General features: G+C 70.6%; 12 protein-coding genes. 2 read left to right on the top strand and 10 right to left on the bottom strand.

Annotation, left to right across the window (positions count from 1 at the left end; all coding sequences use genetic code 11):
* Positions 1-58 precede the first annotated feature (58 nt).
* On the bottom strand, positions 59-886 hold the full coding sequence (locus ACRB8A_RS14555; protein WP_432244943.1) for a DUF1206 domain-containing protein: 828 nt from the start codon (positions 884-886) through the stop codon (positions 59-61).
* Between the two features lie 3 nt (positions 887-889).
* Positions 890-1180 (bottom strand): hypothetical protein, encoded by a 291-nt coding sequence (locus ACRB8A_RS14550; protein ID WP_432244942.1) that lies wholly within the window; start codon positions 1178-1180, stop codon positions 890-892.
* A 149-nt stretch (positions 1181-1329) separates the two neighbouring features.
* On the opposite strand from ACRB8A_RS14550, the gene ACRB8A_RS14545 reads away from it, so the two are divergent.
* On the top strand, positions 1330-1866 hold the full coding sequence (locus ACRB8A_RS14545) for a hypothetical protein (RefSeq protein ID WP_050683847.1): 537 nt from the start codon (positions 1330-1332) through the stop codon (positions 1864-1866).
* A gap of 98 nt (positions 1867-1964) precedes the next feature.
* On the opposite strand, the gene ACRB8A_RS14540 is transcribed toward ACRB8A_RS14545, so the two are convergent.
* The 3 genes from ACRB8A_RS14540 to ACRB8A_RS14530 all read right to left on the bottom strand — a co-directional run bounded on the left by ACRB8A_RS14540 (position 1965) and on the right by ACRB8A_RS14530 (position 5206).
* Positions 1965-3131, bottom strand: a complete 1167-nt coding sequence (locus ACRB8A_RS14540) for an AI-2E family transporter (protein WP_285241690.1) — start codon at positions 3129-3131, stop codon at positions 1965-1967.
* Positions 3132-3241: 110 nt separating this feature from the next.
* On the bottom strand, positions 3242-3922 hold the full coding sequence (locus ACRB8A_RS14535; RefSeq protein WP_432244941.1) for a FadR/GntR family transcriptional regulator: 681 nt from the start codon (positions 3920-3922) through the stop codon (positions 3242-3244).
* Positions 3923-3925: 3 nt separating this feature from the next.
* Complete coding sequence (locus ACRB8A_RS14530) at positions 3926-5206, bottom strand: MFS transporter (RefSeq protein ID WP_432244940.1); 1281 nt, start codon at positions 5204-5206, stop codon at positions 3926-3928.
* Positions 5207-5348: 142 nt separating this feature from the next.
* Here ACRB8A_RS14530 and ACRB8A_RS14525 point away from each other — a divergent pair, with 142 nt between their 5' ends.
* Positions 5349-6920, top strand: a complete 1572-nt coding sequence (locus tag ACRB8A_RS14525) for a CHAD domain-containing protein (RefSeq protein ID WP_432244939.1) — start codon at positions 5349-5351, stop codon at positions 6918-6920.
* A 9-nt stretch (positions 6921-6929) separates the two neighbouring features.
* Here the strand turns inward: ACRB8A_RS14525 and ACRB8A_RS14520 are convergent, their stop codons facing one another.
* From ACRB8A_RS14520 to ACRB8A_RS14500, 5 genes are all read right to left on the bottom strand, one after another.
* Complete coding sequence (locus ACRB8A_RS14520) at positions 6930-7679, bottom strand: 4'-phosphopantetheinyl transferase family protein (RefSeq protein WP_432244938.1); 750 nt, start codon at positions 7677-7679, stop codon at positions 6930-6932.
* A complete protein-coding gene (locus ACRB8A_RS14515) occupies positions 7676-8476 on the bottom strand; it encodes an ABC transporter permease (RefSeq protein WP_056596847.1) in 801 nt (266 codons plus the stop codon). The genes ACRB8A_RS14520 and ACRB8A_RS14515 overlap by 4 nt, the downstream gene beginning before the upstream one ends.
* Positions 8473-9441 carry an ATP-binding cassette domain-containing protein gene (locus ACRB8A_RS14510; RefSeq protein WP_432244937.1) on the bottom strand — a complete coding sequence of 323 codons (969 nt, stop codon included), beginning with the start codon at positions 9439-9441 and terminating at the stop codon, positions 8473-8475. Before ACRB8A_RS14510 ends, ACRB8A_RS14515 begins: the two co-directional genes overlap by 4 nt.
* Positions 9438-9650, bottom strand: coding sequence for an MbtH family protein (locus tag ACRB8A_RS14505; protein ID WP_050685238.1), 213 nt, complete (start codon positions 9648-9650; stop codon positions 9438-9440). Before ACRB8A_RS14505 ends, ACRB8A_RS14510 begins: the two co-directional genes overlap by 4 nt.
* Before the next feature lie 65 nt (positions 9651-9715).
* On the bottom strand, positions 9716-20239 hold the full coding sequence (locus ACRB8A_RS14500; RefSeq protein ID WP_432244936.1) for an amino acid adenylation domain-containing protein: 10524 nt from the start codon (positions 20237-20239) through the stop codon (positions 9716-9718).
* Positions 20240-20271 lie beyond the last annotated feature (32 nt).

Raw genomic sequence — 20271 nt, 5'->3', positions numbered from 1 at the left:
GGGACTCCTTCTGCTCTGGTGAAACGCCGTATTCCTTACGTACCCACTCCGGCCCGGCCTACATCCTGCCGAACCGGGCCCGGACCAGCGCGAAGATTCCGTAAGCGATGAAGCCCACCCCGATGGCCACCAGCAGGGCGGGCCCGAAGGGATGGTCCCGGAGGGCCTTGAGGCTGCCGTCCAGCCCTGTGGATTCCTCCGGGCGGTGCTTGGCGGCCGCGATGACAAACAGCAGGCCGGCCAGGTTCAGGGCGATGCCCTTGGCGATGTGTCCCACGACGCCCAGGACATCGATCAGCCCGCCGCGGCGGGTGCCGCGGAACCGGAACAGCTCGGCGCGGAAGCCCTGCCGCAGGCCCTTGACCACAAAGTAGACGCCCACCCCCATGGTGGTGAGCCCCACGGCCACCAGGAGCCACAGGCCCGCGGGATGGGCCATCAGGGCGGCGCTGAAGTCGCGGGTAGTGTCGCCTGAATCGCCGCGCAGGCCCACGGCGAAGCCGGCAAAGCTGAGCCCCACGCTCCCGTACGCCACGGCCAGGAACCCGGACGAGATGAGCTTGCCCAGGCGCTCCCTGCCCGGCAGGCTCCGGGCCCGGACGGTGGCCTCGCTGGCCTGCCACAGCGCGAGTCCGGTGCAGGCGGCCACCCCGGCCCACATCAGGACCGGGCCCCAGGGGTTGGCCACGAGCTGGCTGAGGGCGCCGGTGATGTCCGCGTCGCCGGGCTGCCCGAAAGCCACGGCAATGGCCATCCCGCCCACCATGATGTGCAGCAGCGCCATCACGGCGAAGCCGGCCCGGGCCAGCACGTCGAGCGCCGGGGCGTTGGACGCGTCCTCGACGGCGTCGGCGGCCTGGCCGATTGCGGAATCCCCGTTGGACACCGGTCAGCCGTTCATGGGTCCTTCGGCGTGCAGCTTCTCCGCGCCGGGCCCCTCAACGTGCACGGTGCACCGGACCACAAGTTTCCCGGGTGCGTTGTCCAGCTCCACCAGGGAGTCGTCGCCGGAGAGCACCGTGAACACCTCGGAACCGGGGACCACCGCCACGCCCTTGGCCTTGGCCGTTTGCCTCGCGTTGGCCAGGGCCTCGCCCTGGAGTCCGCCCACGTAGGCGTTGTCGCTGTGGCGGCCGGAGTCGCCGAACGCCCAGCCGAATAAAGTTCCTGTGGTTTCCATGGCGTCGATTTTACGTCCTCGCGGCGCAAATTCCGGTCTTTGGACTTGGTAGTAAGTGTGCTTACTATGAGGGTGCACGTCCTGAAGGAAAATGCCCGGCCTGGCGCCGGCGTAGCTCCCCTCCCCGCTCAACGTTAGGAATGCACACCATGGCAGGAAACCTTATTGCCCGCTCCGTCCACGATCTCACGGCGGCAGCCTGGTTCGGCGGCTCCCTGATGGGCGCCATCGGCCTGAACGGCGCAGCGGCGGAAGCCCGGGACCCGGCGGAACGGACCCGGCTCTCCAGCGCAGGCTGGATGAAGTGGGCGCCGGTCCAGACGGCCGCGTTTGCCACCCACCTGGCCGCCGACGTGGCCATCGCCTGGGAAAACAAGGGCCGGATCGCCAAGCAGGACGGCGTTGCCCGCGACACGGCCATCAAAACGGCAGTCACCGTGCTTGGCGCCGCCGCTACGCTGTACTCCGGACTGCTGGGCAGGAAGGTCCAGCAGCTCGCCGGTGAAGGCGCAGAAGGCGCCACCGAGCCGAAGCCGGGCGCCTCGGATGAGCTGAAGGCCGCGCAGCAGCAGCTCAAGGTGCTGCAGTGGACCATTCCGGCCTTCGCGGCGGCCGTCATAGTCCTCGGCGCAAAGCACGGCGAAATGCAGCGGCCCAAAAACATCCTGGCGGGCCTGCACCGCTGACCGCAGCCTGCAATTCAGCGCAACCAACGCTGACGCACGACGACGGCCCCGCACCTTTTTCCGAAAAGGTGCGGGGCCGTCGTCGTGCGTCAGCAGGGCTACTTGGCCGCGGTACCTGCGGCCCGGCGGTCGGGTGTGTTCCGGTGTGCTGTTCCGTCGTCCGAGGTCCACACCTTGATGATGGACCACGCGACGGCGGTGATGGGGACGGCCAGGACCGCGCCCACGATGCCGGCCAGGAGGGTGCCGGCGGTCAGGGCCAGCAGGATGACCAGTGCGTGCAGCTGGAGGGACTTGCCCATTACCACCGGCTGCAGGAGGTTGCCTTCGAGTTGGTTCACGGCCACCACCACTGCCACCACAATCAGCGCCACCACGGGTCCGTTGGCCACCAGCGCCACGAGGGCTGCGAGGATGCCCGCCATGGTGGCGCCCACGATGGGGATGAACGCACCGATGAAGACCACCATGGCCAGGGGCAGTGCCAGCGGAACCTGCAGGACCAGCAGCGCCGCGCCAATGCCCAAAGTGTCCACCAGGGCCACGATCGCCGTCCCGCGGACATAGCCGCCCAGGACTTCCTGGCTCCTGGTACCCACCCGGCGCAGGCGGCTGGCCCGTTCGCCCTTGAACGGGCTGATCAGGAAGGCCCAGATCCGCTCGCCGTCCTTGAGGAAGAAAAACAGGATCACCACCAGGAGCACGGCGCCGGTCAGGAACTCCGTCACCACGGACAGCCCGGTGATGGCGCCGGACCTGGCCTGGCTGCTGGTGGCGAAGTCCACAATCGCATCCCGGGCCGAGTCGATTTGCGCCGCGTCGATGGGCAGTGGACCGTTGAGGAGGAACTCCTGCAGCTGGTCCACACCCTCGCTTGCCTGCTGGACCAGGTCATCCCACTGGCTCCGGACGGAGAAGTAGATGACGGTGAACACCCCGCCCAGGACGGCCAGGAGGGCAATAAAAGCGATGACGGTGGCGAGGGCATCGTTGATGCCGCGGCGCTTGAGGATGTTGACGAACGGGCTGATCGCGGCCGCCAGGATCAGCGCGATCAGCATCGGGATCACCAGCAGCTTGACCTGCAGGAGCGCAAACACGGCCACCACTGAGACCGCGAGGATCAGCAGGGTCTGTGCGGCCCGGATGCCCACCCGGCCGTAGCCGTCGCCCCATAGCTGCTGCGGGGTTTTGCTGCCGGGCTCGGGGACTGCGGCGTCGTGGGCGGGGCACGTGCCGCGGTGATGGCGGGAGAACAGGGCCATGGAGTGGCTCCTCTGGGGTTAAAGGACACCGCTGGAACGCGGCGGAAGTACGGATCTTGCTCAGCCAGTAAGCCTACTGACCTCCGGGGCTGCGGCGAAACGGGGTCGGCTCAGCCGGCCAGCCACTCCGCGCACGTGTTCAGGTTGCGGTTCACGGTGGCCACGGCGGCGTCCGCGTCTCCGCGTTCAATGGCGGCCAGCAGCACCCCGTGCCCTTCCTGCGGCAGCCCCGCGAACCCCGGCCGCCGCTGCTGGCTCAGGAGGTCCTGGTGGAACACGGTGCCAAAGCTGGCGTAAAGCTCGAACAGCAGCGGGTTGCCGGAGGCCAGCGCCACCCGCTCGTGGAAGCCCCAGTCGGCCAGCGCCCACGCCTCAACGTCACCGGACTGCCAGGCCCGGTCCCGGTCGGCGAGCAAACCGTGCAGGGCTGTGACGTCGTCGGCCGTGGCATTGCGGGCGGCCAGGCGCGCGGCCTGCGTGTCCAGCCCTACCCGGACCTCCAGGATGTGCTGTTCGGTGTGGTCCTGGTACATGCGGCGGGCGGCGCCGGGCATCTCGCTGGTGGCCCGGACGTAGGTGCCGTCGCCGCGGCGCACTTCGAGGATGCCGCTGTGGGCCAGCGCCTTGACCGCTTCCCGGAGGGTGCCGCGGGAAATGCCCAGCCCGGCCATCAGCTCGGGCTCGGCCGGGATGCGGTGGTGCAGCGGCCATTCGCCGGAATGAACCATGGCGCGGAGCTTGTCGGTGGCCTCGGCGGCGAGCGGCCGGCGCGGCGAGGGGGTCAGTGCCATGGCCTACTTCTTCCCGCCGGTGATCAGGTGCCCCACCACAACCTGGACCACGGCCAGGCCCAGGAGGATGGCCAGCGGAAGGCCCCAGCCGCCGGTGGCGCTGTGCAGCAGGCCCATGCCGAACGGTCCGGCTGTGGCCAGCAGGTAGCCCGTGGACTGGGCCAGGGTGGACAGTGCCGTGGTTTCGGAGGTGGTGGAGCCGCTGCGGCTGATCATCACCATCACCAGGGGGAAGATGCCCAGGCCGAAGCCCAGCAGGACCGCCGGGATGAAGGCCAGGTCCACGGGGAGGGCCATCAGCGTCACCAGGCCTGCCACCATGGTGAGGCTGACCAGGTAGAAGGCCGGCCGCAGCATCCGGGGGCGGGAGCCGATGGCGATCAGGATCATGCCTGCCGGGACGGAGACCAGCTGCATCAGCCCGAACATCAGGCCGCTGTCTGAGGCGCTCATGCCTTGGGTGGTGAGCAGGTAGGGGAACCAGCTCAGCAGGGCGTAGGCCAGCAGCGCCTGCAGCGAGAAGATGGCGGTGAGGAGCTGGCCTTTCCGGGTGCGCAGCAGCGGCCACGGCGAAACGCGCACTGAGGCGGCGCGGGTGCTGTTGCGGTGCGCGTGCAGGGCCACGGGGATAAAGCCGAGGAATGCGGCGACGGCGGTAAACCCGATGGCGCCGACGGCGGCGGACGGCGAACCGAGCGCCTGCGCCAGGGGCACCACGGCCACCGCCGTTACGGTGGCGCCGGTGGTCATGGTCACCGTATAAACGGCCGTCATCAGGGAGGTCCGGTCCGCGAAGTGCTCCCGGATGAACGCCGGCATGGCCACGTTGCACACGGCCAGCCCGGACATGCCCAGCACGCTTCCGGCCACCAGCATGCCCGTGGCCGGGATGCCGCGGAGCAGGAGCCCGCCGGCCAGCATGGCCAGGGCCAGCAGGATGGCCTTCTCCACGCCCAGTTTGCCCGTCAACCACGACGTTGCGGCACCCGCCACCGCGAAGCACAGGGTGGGGATGGACGGAATAACGGCAGCCACCAGGGCGCCGTAGCCCAGGACCGCCTGCAGGTCGTGCAGCAGCGCCGACGCACCGGTGATGCCCGCACGGAGGTTCAGGCCGATCAGGACCAGCGCGATCACGCCAAAAACGACGGCGGACACCGGCTTCGGGGCGGGCGTGCCGGCTGCTGAATCTTCGGCTCCTGTCACGGCAAGGGGTGCCGGGGCGGGCGCCAGGGTGGGTTCCAGGGCAGGATCCAGGGCAGGGGGAGGTGATGAGGCGGGCATGCCTCCAGCCTAAAGGTTGGACGTTTGATGTTTGGCGTTCTGTGGCCAAGCTCTCCAACCAGCCCCTGCCAAGGGCCATAGACTGCAAAAGGACCGCCGGCCACGCCCGGCGCACGCGCTGCATCACCACGGAAGGATGGCTGTGAAGGCTTCCCAGGGACTTGAAGTCGAGAAGAAGTACGACGTCGGCGAGGAGGCCGGGGTGCCGGACCTCTCCGGACTTCCCGGGGTGGCGCGGGTGGGGGACCCGCACGAGGCGCTGCTGGAGGCGGTGTACTTCGACACCGCAGACCATGCATTGGCGGCACGGCGGATTACACTCCGCCGCCGGACCGGCGGGGCCGATGCGGGTTGGCACCTGAAACTGCCCCCGGCAATCGCCGACGCGGCAGCGGTTGCCGCTGCGCCCGGTGACGCGCCCCAGGTGCGGCAGGAACTGCACGCCCCGCTGGGCCAGCCGGACGTGGTTCCGGACAGCCTGCTGGCATACCTGCAGGTGCACCTGCGGGGAGCGGAGGTGGCCCCTGTGGCCCGGCTGGCAACCCGCCGGATCACCCATATCCTCTACGCAGCGGACGGCCTGCACCTGGCGGACCTGGCGGACGACAGGGTCACCGCAGGGAAACTCCCCGGGGACGGCGCCGACCAGCAGTGGCGGGAATGGGAATTCGAACTGGTCCATGGAAGTGCTGACCTGTTCGGCCCGGCAGGGGAACTGCTGGCCGCAGCCGGTGCGGCCCCGTCGGGGCACGCCTCCAAGCTGGTCCGCGCCCTGGGTGGGAAAAAGCTGAAGAGCCGCCACCTGGACAGCACCCCGGTCCTGCTGGCCGGCAAGAAAGCCCCGGCTGCCGCCGTCGTGACCGTATACGTGGCAACACAACTGGGACAGCTTGTGGCGCTGGACCCGGCCGTCCGGCTCGAGGAACCAGACGCGGTGCATGACATGCGGACCGCCACCCGGCGGCTGCGCTCGGTGCTGGCGGCCTACCGGAAGCTGTATTCGGCGGTCCAGGTGCGCAGGCTGCAAAGCGAACTCAAGTGGCTTGCCGCTCAACTGGGGGCTCCCCGCGACGCGGAGGTCATGGCCGCCCTGCTGCAGGAGCCGCTGGCCGCGCTGCCGGCAGGCAACGGCGCGGACACGGTCCGGCAGCGGATCAGCCAGCACACCGGGACCAGTTTTGACGCCGGCTACCGCACGCTGCTCGGAGCCCTGGGATCTGCCCGGTACTTCCGGCTCCTGGACGACCTGGAGGCCTTCCGCGACAACCCGCCGGTCCGGACCGGCCCGGTGGCGGCCGGAAAGAAAGTGACGGCGAAGGCGGTGGACAAGTCCGCTGCCAGGCTGCGAAGGGCCCACAAGGCGGCCGCCCACGCGCGCCGCGGAACCGACCACCACCGGGCCCTGCACCAGATCCGCAAGGACGCGAAGCGGCTCCGGCACGTGGCTGAATCGGCCGTTCCGGTGCACGGCAAGCGGGCCGGAAAAGTGGCCCGGGCGGCGCACAGCCAGCAGAAGTTCCTGAGCGCGTTCAACGATGCAGTCCTGGCCCGGGAACTGCTGGCCTCCCTGGTGCAGGCCGCCGACCAGCCGGACACCGCTGCGGCGCTCGCGGCTTTGATCAGTGGCCAGGAGGAGCAGATGGCGGCGTCCGTGGCCGGCTACCGGAAGGCGCGGAAGAAGTCGAAGGACCTGCTGAACCGCGGCGTGATCTAGGGGACGGGGTCAGGCTGCCCGCGCCAGGAGCAGGTCCGCGAGCGGCAGCGTGGCCGCAGGCAGGTCCGACGCTGCGGACACCGCCGCAGCGTAGCCATCCGGGGCTGCGACGGCAGCCGCCGTCAGGCCATGGACCTGCGGGGTGCCGGGGCAGTCGGCGCGGAGCAGGGTGCGCTCCGGCGTTCCGGCGTCGACTGTTACCAGGTGGACGGCCGCGGGCGTCACCGACAGGCCCAGCCCGGCGGCCTTGAGGACCGCTTCCTTAGCCACCCACAACCGCAGCCGTGCCGGAACGTCCTGCGGCGCCAGGCCGAGGCGTTCATCCGTTGAGGCCACGTAGTCGTCAAAACCCTTGAACAGGTTTCCGGGCACCAGCTCGATGTCTGCCCCCACCGGGGTGCCGGCCGGGCCGGCGGCGGCCATCACTGCGCCGTGGCTGCGGGAGAGGCTCAGGCTCAGGCCCGCCACTTCGGGTTTTCCGTGGGCTGTGCTGCCGCAGCCGGCGCAGCTGCGGGTGACCTGAAGGTGCCGGGCAGCCAGCGGCTGCCGGCCCAGCTGCCGCGCCGCCAGGAGCCGGAACAGGGCATGCGAAGCGGCGTAGTCCAGCCGGTCCCCGGCCCGGGTGTACTTCCTGGCTGACTCCGCTTCGGCGGGGGACAGGTACGCGGCCAGGCCACCGGTGGGGGCGCAGGCCAGCTCAAGGTCCCGGGACAGGGCGCTGAGGAAAACAGTGCCCTGTCCCGGCCCGGCAGTGGTCATCGCTTGCTGATCCGCCGGTACTGGGCGATGGCCAGCGGCGCGAACACGGCGATGATGGCCACGCTGCAGAGAATCGAGTACAGCACGGCGTTATCTGCAGGCCAGCCGCCAGGAACGCCGAACCCTGCCGGGGCGGCATTGCCGAACAACTCGCGGGCTGAGGTGGCAACGGCGGTCACGGGGTTCCATTCCGCGATGGTCCGCAGCGGTCCGGGCAGCGTATCCACAGAGACAAACGCGCCGGAAATGAACGTCACAGGGAACAGCCAGACGAGGCCCAGGCTCTGGGCCACCTCCACGCTCCTGGCGGTCAGCGCGATGACGGCACCGATCCAGGACACGGCGAAGGCGAACAGCAGCAGCAGGCCCAGGGCGGCCAGCGCCTGTCCGGGGCCGCCGGTGATGCGCCAGCCGATGGCCAGGCCGCACACCATGGTGGCAGCGACCGATAGCACGCTGGTGGCCAGGTCTGAGGTGGTGCGGCCCAGGATCACGGCAACCCGGGACATGGGCAGCGACCGGAACCGGTCAATGAGCCCCAGCTGCAGGTCCTTGGCCAGGTACACGGCCGTGAAGGACGCGTTAAAGGTCAGGGTCTGGGCCAGGATTCCGCCGATGAGGAAGCTGCGGTACTGGTCCCCGCCCAGGGTTCCGCCAAAGACAAACCCCAGCAGGAGCACAAACATAATGGGCTGGACGAGGCCGGTGACCATGGCGCCGGGGGTGCGCAGGACGTTGAGCAGGTTGCGCCGGGCGATGACGGAGCTGTCGCGGGCGGCGGCGGTGAGGGCGCTCATGCTGCCACCTCCTCTTTCTGCCGGGCCTGGTCCGCGGCGTGGCCGGTGAGCTGCAGGAAAACGTCGTCAAGGGTGGGCCGGCGGAGCGAGGCTTCCTCCACCGGGATGCCAACGGCGTCCAGGTCGGAAAGGATGCGCACCAGCGTCCGGTGGCCCTGCGGGGCGGCAATGGACACGCCCAGGTTTTGCGGGTCGATGTCGGGGCTGACGCCGGAGCCGGTTGCGGCGTCCAGCGCCGCGGCGGCGGCGGCAAGGTCGGAGGCGTGCCGCAGCACAACGCTGATGCGTTCCGTGCCGGCGCTTTGCTTCAGTTCGGTGGCGGTGCCCTCGGCGATGACCCTGCCGTGGTTAATGACGGCGATATTGTCGGCCAACCGGTCGGCTTCTTCGAGGTATTGCGTGGTCAGCAGCACGGTGGTGCCATCCGACACCAGCCGCGAAACAACATCCCAGGTGTCCAGCCGGCCGCGGGGGTCCAGGCCGGTGGTGGGCTCATCGAGCACCACCACCTTGGGCCGCGCCACGATGGCGCCGGCCAGGTCCAGGCGCCGCCGCATGCCGCCGGAGAATGTTCCGGACCGTTTATTGGCGACGTCCGTGAGGCGGAAGCCTTCCAGCAGTTCATGTGCCCGGGCCGACGCGGTGCGGCGGTTCATGCCGTACAGCCGGCCCACCATGTGCAGGTTTTCGAAGGCGGTGAGTTTTTCGTCCACGGCCGCGTACTGGCCGGAGAGTCCAAGGTTGCGGCGGACCAGGGCCGGCGCTGCCAGCACCGAGTGGCCGGCCACCCGGGCGTCACCGCTGTCCGGTGCCAGCAGGGTGGTGAGGATTTTGACGGTGGTGGTCTTGCCGGAGCCGTTGGGTCCCAGCAATCCCAGGACTGTCCCTTCCCCTGCGTGCAGGGACAGTCCGTCCAGGGCCTTAAAACTGCCGAACGACTTGCTGACGTTCTCGATCCGGATCACTGCGAAGCGGCGAGTTCGGCAACTTTGCGCGGCGCCATGTCGGTCCACGTCCGGGCGACGTAGTCCAGGCAGGCCTCGCGGTTGTCGGGGCCGAACATGGTGACCCAGCCCTGCGGCACTGCTGCGAACTCCGGCCAGAGGGAGTGCTGCTGGAAGTCATTGACCAGTACGGAGAACGTTGCGGATTTGTCGTCGAAGGGGTTCGTCATGGTGACCTTTCCTGTCGGTTCTGTCGTCGTAAGGGGCGTCCCGTGTGCAACAGGAGCATCATCTGTTATTCGGCTCCGGCGCCCAGGTGGATGGCCAGCGCCGGCATGATTGTGCTGAGAGCCCGGTCACTTAGGAGCTGGGAGTGCCGGTCCGGGACGGGGATGTCGGTGATGGTTCCGGTGACGTAGGGGGTCCAGGACGTGGCGTCCGGGGTGCCGGCCGGTACCTGTTCGGTGGCACTGAAGAAGAGCAGGTCGCCGGCGAACACCTGCGGGCGTTCGTCCCTGATCAGCCGCGCCAACGCGGGGAAGTTCCCGGCCATGGCTTCTACGGAGTCGGTGGGAACGGTGCCCAGCGGGTTGTGGTTTTCGCGCAGGATTTCCTGGGCCCGGTGGACATCCACCGCCGCCAGGTCCTCGCCGGCCAGGTCATAGCCCTGTGCCTCGAGGTAGCTGGCCCAGAGGCCTGCCCCGCTGCCCGCTTCCGCGTTGGACTCCTGGTTGTCCGGGAAGGCATCCAGGATGGCCAGGAACGCCACCTCATGGCCCAGGTCCTGCAGCCTCGTGGCCAGCCGGTGGGCCAGGTAGCCGCCGAAGGACCAGCCCAGCAGGTGGTACGGGCCTTCCGGCTGCACGGAACGGATCTGCGCGATGTAGTCATCGGCCAGGGCCGTCAGCGTTGCGGCGTCCACCGGGTGCGTGTTGCCAGGTTCCAGGCCAGGCATCTGCAGCCCGATCAGCGGCCGCTCCGGGTCCAGCCGGCCCAGCATGGCGGCGAAGCCCCAGCCGATCCCGGACGCCGGGTGCACGGCAAACAGCGGCGCCTTGCTCCCGGCGGTGCGCAGCGGCAGCAGCTGCCGCAGGCTGTCCGCGGCGCTTTCCGCCCCGCCCTTGGCAGCCTCGGCGAGCAGGCCTTCGACAGTGGGTGCCCGGAACAGGGACTGGACCTGCAGGTCAGTGCCCAGCGCGGCATTGATCTTGGCGATCAGCGGCCTGGCCAGGAATGAGTGCCCGCCCAGTTCGAAGAAGGACTCGTCCACGCCGGCGCGGTCCAGGGACAGCACCTCGGCGAAAATGCCGGCCACCGTCTTTTCCTGCGGCGTCCGCGGGGTGAGTCCCGCAGCCCGGGTGGCGGTGCCGGGATCGGGCAGCGCGGCCGTGTCCACCTTGCCGTGCGGCGTCAGCGGCACCGCCGGGATGACCAGGACTGCTGCCGGGACCATGTAGTCCGGCAGGAGCGCCCGGACATGGCTGCGGGCGGCGTCGGGCAGGCCTGCTGCAGGCCCGCCGTCGGACGGAACCACGTACCCCACCAGGCGCGCCGCGGCCCCGCTGCCAAAGGAGCGGACGACGGCGGCACGCACCCCGGGTGCGCCGCGCAGGGCGTTTTCAACTTCCCCGGTTTCCACGCGGAAGCCGCGGATTTTCAGCTGGCCGTCGTTGCGGCCGGCAAACACGAGGCGGCCGTCGGCGTGCCGGAACACCACGTCGCCGGTGCGGTACATCCGCTCGCCGCCGCCGTGGAAGGGGTCTGCCACAAAGCGCTCCGCGGTGAGGTCCGGCCGGCCGCGGTAGCCGCGGGCCAGCTGGGTCCCGGCGATGTACAGTTCTCCGGCGGCGCCGGGCAGCGTGTGCTGCAGCCTGTCATCCAGGACGTACAGCCGGGTGCCCGGGGTGGGCCGGCCCAGCTCCGGGGTGTCGCTGCCAGCCACCGCAGCCACCACGGTGTCCACCGTGGCCTCGGTGGGGCCGTAGAGGTTCCAGGCCCGCACACCGGGAAGTGCCGCGACGGAGGTCCAGAGGCCGGCGTCGAACGCTTCCCCGCCCAGGGCGAGGCTGAACGCGTCGGCGCCACCGGCATGGCTGGCCAGGAGCCCGGCGAAGTCCGGTTCGGCCAGGAGCTGGCGGAGGTAACCCGGCGTGGATTCCCATGCGCTGATGCCCTGCGCGGCGAAGTAGGCGGCGAGCCCGGCCGGGTCCCGGCGGAGGTCGTCGGAGACCACGTGCAGCTCGTGCCCGGCCACCAGCCAGAGGATCGGATCCCAGGAGGCGTCGAAGCCCACGCCGGTGGTGTGGGCCACCTTGCGCCGGGTGATCCCGGCGAGCAGGGTTTCCCGGTGCGCTGCCAGCAGGGCAGCCAACGCGCCGTGGCTGACTTCCACACCCTTGGGCCGGCCCGTGGACCCGGAGGTGAACATCACGGACGCCAGGTCCCGCGGCGCGGGGGCGTAGGGGACGGCGTCCCCGGCGGCCTCCGTGCCGATGAGCTCCTCAAGCAGGAGTACCCGCGGTTGGGTGGCCAGGCCGGCGATGATGCCGTCCAGCCGGCCAGACACGCCAGCCGTGGTCAGCACCACCGGCGGGGCTGCGTCCTCAAGGATGGCGGCCACGCGGTGGTCCGGGTATTCGGTGTCGATCGGGTTGTAGGCAGCCCCGGCGGCCAGCACCCCGAGGAGGCCCTGGACCGTTCCAGCGGAGCGGGGCAGCAGCACGGACACCGTGCCGCCGCCTGCCCCGGCCGTGGTGAGTCCGGCGGCGATGCGTCCCACGGAAGCCGCCAGGTCCGCAAACGTGGTGGCGGCGCCGTCGGCCACCAGCGCCACGGCGTCCGGGGTAGCGCTGACGGTCGCGGCAAACGCCGACAGGAGATCCGCATCCACGGCGTGATCTGCCGACTGGGAGCGGGACCCTGCGGTGGCTGCCATGAGACGGCCGGCCTCGGGCCCGGCCAGCAGCGGCAGGGCCGAAAGCGGCGTATCGGGAGCTGCCGAGGCGAGGTCAAGCAGGCGCAGGAAACCGTCCACCAGGCGTTGCGCCGTACCCGGCTCGAACATGGCGGCGTTGTAGTCCAGCGTGCCCGCCAGGGTGCCGTCGTCGCCGGGCCGGAAGGTGAAGGAGAGGTCGAACTTGGCCTCGCCGGACCCGGTTTCGGGCTCGGCGCTCACCGTAACGCCGGGCAGCTGGGGGACTGCCGGTGCGTCGCTGTCCACCGTGAGCATGGTCTGGAAGAGCGGATGCCGGCCCAGCTCACGCTCCGGCGCCACGGCTTCGACGAGCCGTTCGAACGGCACGTCGTCATTCTCGAACGCGTCCAGGATGCCGGCCCGGGACCGGCCCAGCAGCGTGCGCAGGTCCGGATCGCCGCCGGCGCTGACGCGCAGGGGCAGGGTGTTCACAAAGAAACCCACCAGCGGGGCAAGCAGCGGATCCGGACGGCCCGCGGTGGGGGAGCCAATCACCAGGTCATCGCCCGCGCCGGCCCGGTACAGGAACGCGGCAAGGCCGGCGTGAAGTGCCATAAACAGGCTGGCGTTCGACGACGACGCCAGGCTGTTCAGCGCCTTAACGCTTGCGGAATCCACCTGGAAGCCCAGCTGGCCGCCGGGTTGGCGCGGCTCGCGGGGCCGGCGGTGGTCAGCCGGGAGCATCAGTTCGGCGGGGATGCCGGCCAGTGCCTGCTGCCAGTGCGTCACCTTGGCCTCGAGCGCCGGGCCGGCCAGCTGCCGGCGCTGCCAGGTGCTGAAGTCGGCATACTGCAGCGGCAGCGGGTGCTGCTGTGCTGCGGTGTAGGCCAGGGACAGGTCCTGGGCCAACGGCGCCAGGGAGGCGCCGTCGCTGGCGATGTGATGCATCACCAGGTGCAGCACCCACTGGTCCTGTCCGCCGTCGGCCGGGAGCCGGATCAGCCGGGCGCGCAGCGGGATGTCGGACCGGACGTCGAAGCCTTGGCCGGCGTCGAGCCGCAGCAGGTCCTGGACGTCAGCCTGGGAACCGGCGGTGCTGACGGCCAGGGCCATGGCGGTGCCGGACGAAGCGGTTGTGCCGGTTGAACCCGGATCGCCTGGTCCTGGATCGCCTGAACCAGCGGCATCAGGTGCGGGCAGGATCAGCTGTTCCGGGACGCCGGACGTTTCCGGGTACACGGTCCGGAGGATTTCGTGCCGCCGGAACAGGGCGGCCACGGCCTGGGCCATTGCCCGCTCGTCCAGGTTGCCGGCCAGGCGGACGGCCAGGGAAATGTTGTAATCCGCGGCGCCGGGATCCAGCTGGTTCAGGAACCACATCCGGGACTGGGCGTAGGAGAGCTCCAGGCGGTCCGGACGGGCCGAATCCGGGCCGGCCAGCCACTCGGCCAGGGGCTCGGGCAGGGCCAGGGGCAGGTCGGCAGGGCCGGCGGGAGTTGTCCCCGTGGCACTGAGCGGCGCGTCCGGGCCGGCCCCGGAGTCCCCGGCGGGCGGCAGCACCGCTGCCAGCAGTGCGGCGGGCGTGGGCGCATCGAACAGGGTGCGCAGCGGCACATCGCGGCCGAACGCCTCCCTGATCTTGCCCATCATGGCGATGGCCAGCAGCGAATGGCCGCCCAGGGTGAAGAAATCATCGTCCATGGACACGGTGTCCACTGCCAGGACGGCGCCGAAGATCCCGGCCATGGTGTGCTCATCGGCGGTCTGCGGTGCGGTGCCGTGGCCGGCCCCGGCTGCCACCGGTGCGGGGAGCGCCCTGCGGTCCAGCTTGCCGTGCGGGGTCAGCGGAATCCCGGGAATGGCCATGATGATGGCCGGCACCATGTACTCCGGCAGCCGCTCCGCCGCCACCGCGCGGACGTCCTCCGGGCTGGCCGTGCCGGTGTAGTAGGCCACAACGCGCTGGGCCGGATCGCCGTCGGGAAGGGCCACGGCCCGGTCCACGCCGGGAGCCAGGGCCAGGGCCGCTTCGATCTCGCCCAGTTCGATCCGGAAGCCCCGGACCTTCACCTGCTCGTCATTGCGGGCAATGAACTCCAAGGACCCGTCGGCGCGCCGGCGCACCAGGTCGCCGGTGCGGTACATCCGGCTGCCGTCCAGGGCAAAGGGGTTGGCCACAAAACGGGAAGCGGTCTCGCCTGGGCGCCCGTCATAACCCTGCGCCATTCCCGCTCCCGCCAGGTACAGTTCGCCCGGAATCCCGGCGGGCACCAGGGCCAGGTGCTGGTCCAGGACCAGGGTGTCGGTGCCTGCGACGCCGCGGCCGATGCCGGGTACCGCGCCATCGATCCTGGCCGTCACGGAATCAACCGTGAACTCCGTGGGGCCGTAGAAGTTGTAGGCCTCCACTTCCGGGGTGGCGGCCAGCTTAGCCCACAGGTCGGCGGATACCGCTTCGCCACCCAGGACCAGCAGCAGCGGCAAGTCCGCCGGGGCGCCGGTGGATGCTGCCGGCGTGGCCAGGCCCAGCTGCAGGAGCTGGGTGGCGTAGGACGGCGTGGTTTCCAGGACCCCGATGCGGTGCTCCCGGCAGTAACCCACCAGTGCTTCGGCATCGGAGCGCACGGCGTCCGCCACCAGGTGCAGTTCCGCGCCCGCAACCAGCCACAGCATGGGGTCCCAGGCAGCGTCGAAACCCAGGCCGGCGATGTGGGCCACCGCAACGGTGGCGGACCCTGCGGCAGCAAACCGCGGTGCGAACAGGGTGCGGTGGTGGTGCGAGTAGAGGTTGGCCAGCGCGCCATGGGACACGGCAACGCCTTTGGGCCGGCCGGTGGAGCCGGACGTGTACAGCACGTAGGCCAGGTCATCGGCGGCGGGCCGGCATGCGGCAAGGTCGGCGGCCGGAACGTCCGCGCCGCGGGCCAGCAAAGCCTCCACGGTGACGGTCCGGAGCCCGGTGGCGCGGCTGCTTGCGGGACCGGCAACGCCGGGCGTGCCGATCACCAAGGCCGGGGCGCCGTCGTCGAGAATCATGCCGATCCGCTCCGCGGGGTAGGTGAGGTCCACGGGAATGTAGACGCCACCCGCTGCCAGGACAGCCAGCGCTGCCGTCACCACGTCGGCGTTCCGGGGCAGGGCGACGGCTACCCTGTCGCCGGGCTCCACACCGAGGGCAATCAGCCCCCGGGCTGCCGCGTCGACGCGCTGCCGCAGCTGGTCGAAGCTGAGACCGTGGCCGCGGCCGGCTGCGTCCACCACCGCGGGGGAGGCCGGGATCCGGGCGGCGGTGGCGAGGAAGGCGTCCACCACGGTGCCCTCGGGACCGTCGTTGTGGTTGCCGAGGCTGTGGCCCAGCACCCGGGCGTGCTGCTCGGGCGTCTGGATGCGGAGGCGGTCCAGGGTGATGGCGGGGTCCGCCGCGAACTGTTCCACCACGGCCAGGTACCCCGCCGCGAGCTGCTCCGCGGTGCCTGGCGTGAAGAGCCCCGGGTTGAAGGCCAGGCTGCCGGTGATCCCGCCGGTGCCCTCCGCCAGGTCCAGGAGCAGGTCGAACTTGGCGCCGCCGGGCTCCTGTCCGTGGTCGGCGCTGGCATCGAGTCCGTCCATGGCGAGCTCTGCGGGGACGGTGTTCTGCAGGGTCAGCATCACCTGTAAGAGCGGATGCCGGTGCTGGGAGCGGGCCGGGTTCAGTTCCTCCACCACCCGCTCGAAGGGTGCGTCCTGGTTGGCGTATGCGTGCAGGTTGGTGTACCTGACGCTCTCCACCAGCTCGCCGGCGGTGGGGTTGCCGGACGTGTTGGTGCGCAGCACCAGGGTGTTGACGAAGAACCCCACCAGACTGTCCAGTTGGGTGTCCGTTCGGCCGGCCACGGGTGTGCCCAGGGGAATGTCATCGCCGGCGCCGGACTTGGTGAGCAGCGCGGCCAGCGCCGCCTGCAGCACCATAAAGAGGCTGGCGCTGTGGTTCCGGGCCAGCGCGTTGAGCCGCTCCGCCGTTTCGGGGCTGATGGTCAGCGGGACGGACGACGCCGGTCCGCCGGCCGGGTGCGCGGCCTCGTCGCGGGTGCCGCGGGCGTAGTCGAACGGCAGCAACAGCTCTTCGGGGGCGCCGCGGAGTTCGCGGGTCCAGAAGTCGAGCTGCCGGGAGATGGGGCTTTCGGGATCCGCTTCGCTGCCCAGTTCGGCGCGCTGCCACAGGGTGTAGTCGGCGTACTGCACGGGCAGCGGCGCCAGCCCGGCCTCCCCGCCGGAGACGAGGCTGTTGTAGGCGGCGGACAGGTCCCGGGCCAGCGGCGCCAGGGACCAGCCATCGGCGGCAATATGGTGCAGGGTGATGGCCAGGACATGGTGGTCCGGGGCCAGCTGGAAAAGGACGGCGCGCAGCGGCAGGTCGCGGCCCAGGTCGAACCCGCGGCCCGTTTCCGCTGCCAGCGCTGACGGCAGGTTCTGTTCGGTGCACTCCACGGCCAGCAGGGCCGGCCGGCCCTCCTCCGGGGACAGCACCCGCTGCGCCGGTTCGCCATCCACCAGCGGGAAGAGGGTCCGCAGGGTCTCGTGGCGGACGGCCAGCTGGCCGATGGCCTCCGCCAGCGCCGCCACGTCCAGTTTGCCCGGCAGGTTCAGGACCACGGGGATGTTGTAGGCACCGGATTCGGGAGCGAACCGGTTCAGGAACCACAGCCGGCGCTGGGCGAAGGACAGCGGCAGGACCTCGGGGCGTTCCGCCCTGACCAGCGGCCGCGCGGTGGCGGTGCCCAGTTCCAGGGTTTCCGCGAGCTCGGCCACGGTGGTCTTTTCAAACACCGTGCGCAGCGCCGGGGCCGTTCCGGTGCGGTCCCGCAGCAGGGCCACCAGGCGGGTGGCCAGCAGGGAGTGCCCGCCGAGGTCGAAGAAATCGTCCTCAAGCCCAACGTCGGAAAGCCCCAGGACCTCCTTGAAGGCGTCGGCGACGATCCGTTCCCGTTCGTTTCGCGGGGCGGAGGCGGCGCGTTCCTGGTCCGGGACGGGCAGGGCGCGGGTGTCCAGCTTGCCGTTGGGCGTCAGCGGCAGCACAGGGATCTGGGTGATGGTGGCGGGCACCATGTAGTCGGGCAGGTGGCGCCGGGCCAGCCGGCGGAGTTCGGCGGTGTCCAGCGCGGTTAGGGCAACACCTGCGGGGGTCACATAGCCCAGGAGCTGGTCATACCCCGCCCGGTTCCGGCCCACTGTGACGGCCGCGTGTTCCACGCCGTCCAAGGCGCGCAGCACCTGCTCGATTTCGGCCAGTTCGATCCGGAAGCCCCGGATTTTGACCTGCGCGTCCAGGCGGCCCCGGAACTCCAGCGTCCCGTCCCCCTGCCGGCGCACAATGTCCCCGGTCCGGTACATCCGCGACCCGTCCACCGCGAAGGGGTCCGCCACGAAGCGCTCGGCGCTCAGGCCCGGCTGGTCGAGGTAGCCCCGGGCCAGGTTGATGCCGGCGACGTAGAGCTCACCCACGGCGTTGTCCGGGACCGGGTTGAGGCCGGAGTCCAGGATGTAGTGCCGGGTGTTGGCCACGGAGCCGCCCAGGGTGGGTTCGGTGCCCGGTTCCATCACCGCGGTCAGGGAATCCACGGTGGTTTCGGTGGGGCCGTAGAAGTTGTAGGCCACCACGCCGTCCCGGCCGGCGAGGTCGTTCCAGAGCGGGGCGTCCACGGCTTCGCCGCCCAGGGCCACCACTGACGGGTGCCGGTCCTGGTCGAACAGGCCGCCGGCCACCAGCACCTTGGCGAAGGAAGGGGTGGTTTCGATCGAGTCGATGCCGGTCCCTGACAGGTAGGCGCTGAGGGCCTCCGGGTCCCGGCGGGTCAGGTTGTCCACCAGGTGCAGTTCGTGCCCGCCGATAAGCCACAGGATGGGGTCCCAGGACGCATCGAAGGACAGCCCGGCCGTGTGGGCCACCCGCAGTTTCCGGTCCAGCCGGGCCTCGGCGGGGCGGAAAATGGTGTCCCGGTGGGAGGTGTACAGGTTGAGCAGCGGCAGGTGTTCCACGCCGACGCCCTTGGGCCGGCCGGTGGAGCCGGAGGTGAAGATGACGTAAGCGAGGTCCTGCTGGCCTGCGGTGGGCAGCGGAGCGGCCGGGTCCTTGCCGGCCAGGCACGCCGCCATCAAGGCAGCGTCCAGCACGGTGACGGGGACGTCCGTCGCCAGTTCGTCGTGGCCAGGCCCGGAGTCGGAGCCTGCGGCGGTGAACGCGGTGGACGTCAGGAGCCGGATGGGGGCGGCGTCCTCGATCATGCCTTCCACGCGGCCGGCGGGGTAGTCGGGGTCCAGCGGAAGGTAGGCGGCTCCGCTTTTGAGCACAGCCAACAGGGCGATGGGGAGCAGCAGGCTCCGGTCCAGGCGGACGGCCACCGTTGTGCCCGGTCCGGCGCCGTGGTTTGCCAGGTAGCGGGCCAGCTGGTTGGAACGGGCCTCCAGTTCGGCGAAGGTGAGGGTGCCGTCCCCGGCAACCACCGCTGTCCGGTCGGGGCCGGCGGCGGCGTTGAGCTGGAATTCCTCCACGATGGTGTGGCCGGGCAGGGCCTGGTCCCCGGCATCGCCGGCCGCCAGCAGGTCCAGCTCCTCGGCCTGCGTGGTGACCGTCAGGTCCGCCAGGGTGGCGCCGGGCTGCGTGGCAACGCGTTCCAGGAGGCGGACAAACCGGTCCACGTGCTGAACCAGGGCGGCCTGGCCGTAGAGGGCTGCGTTGGCTTCGAACTGCACTGTTGGGCTGCCGGCGCCCAGGCCGTGGACCACAATCGAGAGGTCGTCGACGGGGCCGGTGGACAGAATGTTTACGGTGCCCTGCGCCGGACCGAAAGCGATGCCGTCCAGCACGGGCAGGATGTTCACGGACGGACCCAGGTAACCGCCCTGGGTGGGGAGGTCCTCGTAGCGGAAGCGCTGATGGACCAGGGCATTGCGGAGGTTGCGGCCCACGGCGGCTGCCGTCTCCTGGACGGTGGCTCCCGGGTCCACCGCCAGCCGGACCGGAACAATATTGGAGAGCATGGAAGGAGTGGACTTGGCCAGGTTGCCGCGGCGCGCCGTCACCGGCAGGGCAACGGAGACCTCACGCTCGCCGGTGATCCTGTGCAGGTACAGCGACGCGGCGGTCAGGACCAGGGCAGGTGCGGTGGCGGCGGCGGACTCCAGGGCAGCGGCGGCGGGTGCGGGCAGCACCCGGGCGGCGCGCACCAGCGATCCCGCGGCGGCATCCGGCCGGCCGGCGAGGCCGGTGGCGGGCGCGGCGTCGGCCAGTTCGGCGTCCCAGAAGGCTTTGTCTGCGGTGGCTGCTGCGGAGCCGGCATACCCGGCCTCAGCGGCCAGGAGGTCCTTGAGCGGGGCGAAAGCGGGGACTGCGCCGGAACCCGGCGATCCGGCGTCGTCCGCCAGCAGGTCGTTGTAGAGGCCGGCGACGCGGCGCAGGACCAGCACGGCGGAGTAGCCGTCGAGCAGGAGGTGGTGCACCCGCTGGTAGAAGAAGTGGCGGTCCGGCGCCAGCCGGATGAGCTCGGTGTGCAGGAGCTGGTCCGTGGCGGCGTCCCGGGGCAGGCCCAGGTCGGCGTCCATCAGGGCACGGGCCTGCGCTTCCGGGTCCGGCGCGGCGGCCAGGTCGGTGACCTCCATGGTGGCGGCACCGGGGCGGGGGTACTGGAACGGCCCGTCGGTGTCCTCGGCGAAGCCCAGGTTCAGGGCGTCCGTGCCGGCCACGGCCCGTTCCAGCGCGCTGGCCAGGACGGCCTCATCCAGGGGACCGGTGATTTCGATGAACTGCCCGATCTGGAACATCGGGTTCTCCGGTGCCAGTTTCTGCGCGTACCAGATGCCGCGCTGGGCGGGCGTCAGGTCCAGCCGGGTGGCGTCGGGGACAGCGGGGTTCAGGGAATCGTGGGACATGGTCCTTCTCTGGTTGAGGGGCGCCAGGCCCG

This window comes from Arthrobacter sp. G.S.26, assembly GCF_050847375.1.
GTDB lineage: Bacteria > Actinomycetota > Actinomycetes > Actinomycetales > Micrococcaceae > Arthrobacter.
This window is presented reverse-complemented; position numbering and strand designations above follow the sequence as displayed.

What these genes read in the sequence shown, in the direction of transcription:
- ACRB8A_RS14540 (WP_285241690.1), bottom strand. Translation starts at nt 3,131, where the DNA reads ATGGCCCTGTTCTCCCGCCATCACCGCGGCACGTGCCCCGCCCACGAC.
- ACRB8A_RS14505 (WP_050685238.1), bottom strand. Translation starts at nt 9,650, where the DNA reads ATGACGAACCCCTTCGACGACAAATCCGCAACGTTCTCCGTACTGGTC.
- ACRB8A_RS14550 (WP_432244942.1), bottom strand. Translation starts at nt 1,180, where the DNA reads ATGGAAACCACAGGAACTTTATTCGGCTGGGCGTTCGGCGACTCCGGC.
- ACRB8A_RS14530 (WP_432244940.1), bottom strand. Translation starts at nt 5,206, where the DNA reads ATGCCCGCCTCATCACCTCCCCCTGCCCTGGATCCTGCCCTGGAACCC.
- ACRB8A_RS14545 (WP_050683847.1), top strand. Translation starts at nt 1,330, where the DNA reads ATGGCAGGAAACCTTATTGCCCGCTCCGTCCACGATCTCACGGCGGCA.
- ACRB8A_RS14535 (WP_432244941.1), bottom strand. Translation starts at nt 3,922, where the DNA reads ATGGCACTGACCCCCTCGCCGCGCCGGCCGCTCGCCGCCGAGGCCACC.
- ACRB8A_RS14500 (WP_432244936.1), bottom strand. Translation starts at nt 20,239, where the DNA reads ATGTCCCACGATTCCCTGAACCCCGCTGTCCCCGACGCCACCCGGCTG.
- ACRB8A_RS14520 (WP_432244938.1), bottom strand. Translation starts at nt 7,679, where the DNA reads ATGACCACTGCCGGGCCGGGACAGGGCACTGTTTTCCTCAGCGCCCTG.
- ACRB8A_RS14515 (WP_056596847.1), bottom strand. Translation starts at nt 8,476, where the DNA reads ATGAGCGCCCTCACCGCCGCCGCCCGCGACAGCTCCGTCATCGCCCGG.